The organism is Neisseria sp. P0009.S007, from assembly GCF_051962515.1.
Map to the genome: position 1 here is coordinate 32,819 of NZ_JBQCVF010000006.1, position 6,000 is coordinate 38,818.

The window sequence follows — 6,000 nt, forward strand, 5'->3', positions numbered from 1 at the left end:
GAAAAATCCATCGGCACCATCCCATTTTTCATGCCTGTTTAGACGCGGCAGCTTTAAAAAACTGACAAAACAAATGAAGATATTTTCTTATTCATTGTTTTATAAAGATTAAAAATTCAAAAAGGCCGTCTGAAACACCATGTTTGATTGGGTTTCAGACGGCCTTTGATGATAATTGCAATCCATTAATCCGCTTGTTTGCACAATTCGACAATTTCCGCGCCGTATTTGTCGGTTTTTTCCTCATTCATGCCGTGGATTTCCGCCAGCTCCGCCAAATCTTGCGGCCGTCGGGCGGCAATGGCGCGCAGGGTAACTTTGCTGCATATCTGATAAGCTTCGAGGCCTTCATGGCGGGCAGTATCGATGTTCCACTGAAGCAGACGGCGCATCAAGCGGCGTTTGCGTTTGTCCTCTTCGCTCAGGCCGTCTGAAAACGGGCGGCAGATGTTTAAAATGCCCTCGCCGTATTGTTCGATACGTTTTTCGCCGAGTTTATACACGCCTAAAAGGTCGATGGGTTCGGCAGGCGTATTGGTCAGTAAGTCGTCCATGCTTTCGTTGGAGAATACCGTACCCAGCGTTACTTGATCAGCACTTGCCTGCTGCTCGCGCCAAGTTTCCAAAGCCTGTTTTAAGGCCTGTTCGCGCTCGCCCAAGCTGTGGATAACTTGTGTACTGTCTGTGGAAACCGTACCGGCTTCAGCCGTTTCGCAAACGTCGAGTATCTCCAAACCGAATTTATTGATTTTCGCCTCACCCAGGCCGTAGATTTGATGTAAATCTTCCAAACTTCGGGGCATTTTTTCGACAATATCGCGCAGGGTTTTGTCGCCGCAAACCACATAGGCCGGTACTTCCTCCGCCTGGGCGCGTTGTTGACGCCATTGGCGCAATGCCTGCCACAAACGCTCTTCGCGCTCGGTGCGCAACCAATCGTCTTTCGGCTTTTGGGTGGCCGTTTTTTCGCGGCGCAGGGGACGCAACATGACTTCGGTTTCGCCCTTGAGGACTTTTTTGGCCGCTTCGGTCAGCTGCAAGGCTTGATGCTGCTCGACGTTGACGGTGAGATAGCCCAAGCTGATGCACTGGCGGATGACACTGCGCCATTCCTTGTCAGTCTGTTCGCTGCCGATGCCGAATGTGGATAACTTGTCATGGCCGTTGCGCAGTATCCAATCGTCGCTTTTACCGCGTAAAAGGTTGGTGATGTAACCGGCGGCAAAGCGTTGTCCGGCGCGGTACACGCAGCTGAGTAATTTTTGCACCAACACCGTGCCGTCAAACCGCACGGGCGGATGCAGGCAGTTGTCGCAATGGCCGCAGGGTTCGGATTCTTCGCCGAAATGTTTGAGCAGCAGTACGCGGCGGCAGGCGGCGGTTTCGCAGACGGAAAGCATGGCATCGAGTTTTTGCATTTCGATTTGCTTTTGCACCTCGTCGCTGTTGCCTTCGGCAATCCGTTCGCGCAGCAACACCCAATCGTTCAAGCCGTAACACAGCCAGCTCACGGCAGGCAGACCGTCCCGGCCGGCGCGCCCCGATTCCTGATAGAAATGTTCGACACTTTGGGGCATATCGAGATGGGCGACAAAGCGCACGTCGGGTTTGTCTATGCCCATGCCGAACGCCACGGTCGCCACCACGATAATATTGTCTTCATGCGTAAAGCGGCGTTGGTTTTCCTCGCGCACGTCCATGCTCAAACCGGCATGATACGGAATCGCCTCCAAGCCATTTTCACACAAAAACTGCGCCACATCCTCGACTTTTTTGCGACTTAAACAATACACAATGCCGCTTTGCCCATGCATCTGCTTGCGGATGAAATCCAGTAATTGTTTTTTACCATTATTTTTTTCGATAACCTGATAATAAATATTCGGGCGGTCAAAGCTGGAAATAAATTCGGGCGCATTGTCCAAGTGTAGATAATGCTTGATGTCGGCGCGCGTGGCCGCATCGGCGGTAGCGGTCAGGGCGATGCGCGGGACGTTCGGATAGCGTTCGGCAAGCATGCCGAGCTGTTGATATTCGGGGCGGAAATCGTGTCCCCATTGGCTGACGCAATGCGCCTCATCAATGGCAAACAGGCTGACGGTTTGTTGGTCGAGAAAACGCAAAAAGCGGTCGGTAACCAAGCGTTCTGGTGCGACATAAAGCAGTTTCAGACGGCCTTGGGCAAGCTTGTCGGCAATCTCGCGCGCCTCATCTGCCGATGTGCTGCTGTTGACTGCCGCCGCTTCAATCCCGGCCACATGCAGGCTGGCTACTTGGTCGTTCATCAGCGCAATCAGCGGCGATACGACAACCGCCACGCCTTCGCGCATCAGCGCCGGAATCTGGTAACACAAAGACTTGCCCCCGCCCGTCGGCATCAGCACCATCAAACTCTCGCCGCCGGCCAAAGCATTGACGATAGCCTCCTGCTTGCCACGAAATTCGGGATAACCGAATACTTCGTGCAAAATCTGTTTGGAGGTCGGCTGAAGCATAATGGTTCCGTAGAATAGGGGAAAGCGTTATTTTAACGGTTTTACACCCGCGTATGTGCGGAACATTTTGCCGCCGCTTTTTCAGACGGCCTGAAATTCAACTCTATTAAAGTTATTTAATTTTAAATAAAGATTTATTTTGTTTTAAATGAAATGCACAAAGGCCGTCTGAATCCTAATCTTCGGATTTCAGACGGCCTTTCAAAAATAAAATCTTTAGGCTTTTTTGACGAACTCAGATTTCAAGTTCATCGCGCTGCCATCGATTTTGCAACCGATATTGTGGTCGCCCTCTTGCAGGCGGATGCCTTTGACTTTGGTGCCTTGCTTGATGACCATAGAGCTGCCTTTGACTTTCAGATCTTTAATCAAGACAACCGTATCACCATCTTGCAATACCGCGCCGTTGGCATCTTTGACTTCCAAGGCATCATCGCTTGCAGCCGCAGCATCGGCCTCGTTCCACTCATGGGCGCACTCAGGGCAAACGTATTGGGCACCGTCTTCGTAAGTGTATTCGGAGTGGCATTTCGGGCAGGAAGGTAGGGACATGAGGTTTCCTTATAAATATGATAAAAGAAGCGTAAAACGCAAATAATACAATGTCTAAATTATTGATTCGCCTTGCTGCCGCCTACGCCGTAAACGGCATTCCAAGCCGCGTCCAACATTTGGCCGGCTTGTTGCAGCTTGGCATTTTGCTGCTCTTTCTGAGCCAAAGCCGTCTGAATTTCGCCTTTCAAACGGTCAATATCGGATTGTGCGGCCTGCAAACGGCGCTGCGCGCTTTCCAAATCACTTTGCAGGGAAATGATTTTGCTGTCGTTGCTGTTTTGCTCATGCAAAGCGGCACGGTAAACCGATTGGACGGACAGCAAACGGTCTTCCGCCTCACCGGCATACGCGGCAGCGGCGGATAACATCATCAGGGCAAGTAAGGTTTTTTTCATGGGTTTTCCTTTAAAGTTGTTTGATTTGTAAAGTAAAGCGCAGAGCCGATTTTTCCGCCGCCAAGTTTACATAATATGCTTGTTGGTCTTTGTTCTTGATGGCTTATTTTATCCAATCCGGACATTCAGGCTGCCGATAAAAGTTAATTCAATCGGCAGTTGTAACAGGCAGGCGGCTATTATTTTCTCATATTCTCCGCCTTATTCCATTATTTTCTGGTTTTATTATAAAAGGCCGTCTGAAAAATTTTCAGACGGCCTTTTTGAGTTTCACAATGATGGCTCTGCCTCTCGTCAAAAAGCTTTCCTGTATTTTTAAATTACAGTCATATTTAAATATGTAAATATGATTTATTTATTGTAAAATTTATCCTTTAGTCATGCCGGAGCATATGGTGTTGCGGCTGTCTGCATCTTTTTTAATTCTTCTTCCATGAGAACCCTATGATGAAAAGCAACCATCTCGCCTATGCCGTTTTGGCAGCCCTACTATCTATCCAAACCCTGCCGGCTTCTGCAGCCAAATCTGATACTGCTTCTGCCGTCGAGGCATCCGGGCAAGAAGCGCAACAAGCCTCAGACTCTATCGCAAACTACGTTGACGACCAGATCGTCCAAGGCCCAGCAACCGTTGATTTGGGCAATCAGGCCAAACTGAAACTACCTGCAAAAATGGTCTTTGTGAAAAAAAATCGCGCCAATGCCATGATGAGAGAAGCAGGCAACGCTACAGATCCCAACCGCTACGGCCTGATTCTCCCCGAGTCGGAAAACGAGGACGGTGATACTAATTGGATGGTAGACCTAACCTTTACCGATTCCGGCTATATCAAAGACGATGATGCCAAAGAATGGGATGTTGAGGCCATGCTCGAGCAGCTGAAAGAAGGCACCGAGGAACAAAATAAAGAGCGAGCCTCCCGCAACCTGCCGGAATTGGAAACACGCGGCTGGGTAGAAAAACCGCAATATGATGCAAAGACCCATCGTCTGATTTGGTCGATTGACGTTCTGAATAAAAACGAACCCGATCCCAATCCTGCCATCAACTACAATACTTTCCAGCTGGGACGCGAAGGCTATATTGAATTGACTATGATCACCGATTTGAAAAGCATAGATCAATACAAACCTATTGTGCAAGAATTGTTGGGTAATATCGAATTCAATGAAGGCAAGCGCTACAGCGATTTCAATGCCGCAACCGACAAAGTGGCTGAATACGGACTGGCTGCATTGGTTGGCGGTATCGCTGCAAAAAAACTGGGATTATTAGCTTTGGCCGGCGCATTACTGGCTAAATTCGGCAAACTGATTATTTTCGGTGCTGTTGCAGCAGGCGCATTGTTTAAAGGCCTGTGGCGCAAAAAAGATAAAAATAAACCGAACGAAGAAGAATAAATAAATCCTGTTCAAAATAAAAAGGCCGTCTGAAACATTTCAGACGGCCTTTTATCATTCATGCCTTACGAACGTATCCGTTTCAATACTTCTTCTTTGCCGATTAATGCCAATACGGCATCGACGCTTGGGGTTTTCGCCGTACCGCAGACAGCGAGGCGCAAAGGCATACCGAGTTTGCCCATTTTAATGCCTTCTTCGTCGCAGAAAGGTTTGAAGAGGTCGTGGATGGCTTCGGCGTTCCAGTCTTCCAGCCCTTCGAGGCGTTCGGCAAAGCGCAGCATACGGGCGGCGGCTTCATCGTCCCAGTGTTTCTGCACGTCCGCTTCAGCAGGGGTTTGTTTGACGTAGAAGTAGAGGCACTCGTCGGCAAGCGTGTTCAGGTCTTGGGCACGGTCTTTGACCAATGCCAACACATCTTCCAAAGCAGGCTTGCTTGTTTCATGGATATCGCGCAGGGCGAGGCGCGGTTTCACCATTTCGGCCAGTTTTTCGTTGGCGGTGATTTTGATGTGTTCGCCGTTAATCCAGTAGAGTTTTTTCAAATCCATACGGCTTGGAGACGGGGAAACGTCTTTCAAATCAAACCATTCGATGAATTGTTCCATCGTGAAGAATTCGTCGTCGCCGTGCGCCCAACCCAAGCGTGCCAGATAGTTGAGCATGGCTTCGGGCAGGATGCCCATTGCGCCGAAATCGGTAATGGCAACGGTATCGCCACTGCGTTTGGAGATTTTTTTGCCTTGTTCGTTAAGAATCATCGGCAGGTGGCCGTATTCGGGCAGGTTTGCGCCGATGGCTTTTAAGATGTTGATTTGTTTCGGGGTGTTGTTCACATGGTCGTCGCCGCGGATAACGTGGGTAACGCCCATGTCGTAATCGTCCACGACAACGCAGAAGTTGTAAGTCGGTGTGCCGTCGGCGCGGGCGATAATCAGGTCGTCAAGCGCTTCGTTGGGAATAGAGATTTCGCCTTTAACCAAGTCCGTCCATTTGGTGACGCCGTCCAAAGGTGTTTTGAAGCGGACAACGGGTTGCACGTCGGCAGGGATTTCGGGCAGGGTTTTGCCTGCTTCGGGACGCCAGCGGCGGTCGTAAGTCGCCGTGCCTTCTTTTTCGGCTTTCTCGCGCATGGCTTCCAGCTCTTCTTTGCT

5 protein-coding genes are annotated in these 6,000 nt (G+C 49.8%); 1 reads left to right on the forward strand and 4 read right to left on the reverse strand.

Going from position 1 to position 6,000, the window contains the following annotated elements; translation table 11 throughout:
* Nucleotides 1-185: 185 nt before the first annotated feature.
* The 3 genes from recQ to ACTHS3_RS01840 form a co-directional block, all read right to left on the reverse strand.
* Nucleotides 186-2,495: a DNA helicase RecQ gene (gene recQ, locus ACTHS3_RS01830; protein WP_070624890.1), complete on the reverse strand. Its 2,310-nt coding sequence runs from the start codon at nt 2,493-2,495 to the stop codon at nt 186-188.
* 216 nt (nt 2,496-2,711) lie between these two features.
* Nucleotides 2,712-3,047, reverse strand: coding sequence for a zinc ribbon domain-containing protein YjdM (locus ACTHS3_RS01835; protein ID WP_004519157.1), 336 nt, complete (start codon nt 3,045-3,047; stop codon nt 2,712-2,714).
* A 59-nt stretch (nt 3,048-3,106) separates the two neighbouring features.
* On the reverse strand, nt 3,107-3,445 hold the full coding sequence (locus ACTHS3_RS01840) for a hypothetical protein (protein WP_004519158.1): 339 nt from the start codon (nt 3,443-3,445) through the stop codon (nt 3,107-3,109).
* Between the two features lie 444 nt (nt 3,446-3,889).
* On the opposite strand from ACTHS3_RS01840, the gene ACTHS3_RS01845 reads away from it, so the two are divergent.
* Entirely contained in the window at nt 3,890-4,846 is a 957-nt protein-coding gene (locus ACTHS3_RS01845) for a DUF2167 domain-containing protein (RefSeq protein WP_070624888.1), read from the forward strand.
* 65 nt (nt 4,847-4,911) lie between these two features.
* Here ACTHS3_RS01845 and gltX read toward each other — a convergent pair.
* On the reverse strand, nt 4,912-6,000 hold a 1,089-nt coding region (gene gltX, locus ACTHS3_RS01850), incomplete at its 5' end, for a glutamate--tRNA ligase (RefSeq protein ID WP_440366973.1).

Bases quoted from the DNA above. Each gene is read 5' to 3' on its own strand.
- ACTHS3_RS01845 (WP_070624888.1), top strand. From the start codon at position 3,890: ATGATGAAAAGCAACCATCTCGCCTATGCCGTTTTGGCAGCCCTACTA.
- ACTHS3_RS01840 (WP_004519158.1), bottom strand. From the start codon at position 3,445: ATGAAAAAAACCTTACTTGCCCTGATGATGTTATCCGCCGCTGCCGCG.
- recQ (WP_070624890.1), bottom strand. From the start codon at position 2,495: ATGCTTCAGCCGACCTCCAAACAGATTTTGCACGAAGTATTCGGTTAT.
- ACTHS3_RS01835 (WP_004519157.1), bottom strand. From the start codon at position 3,047: ATGTCCCTACCTTCCTGCCCGAAATGCCACTCCGAATACACTTACGAA.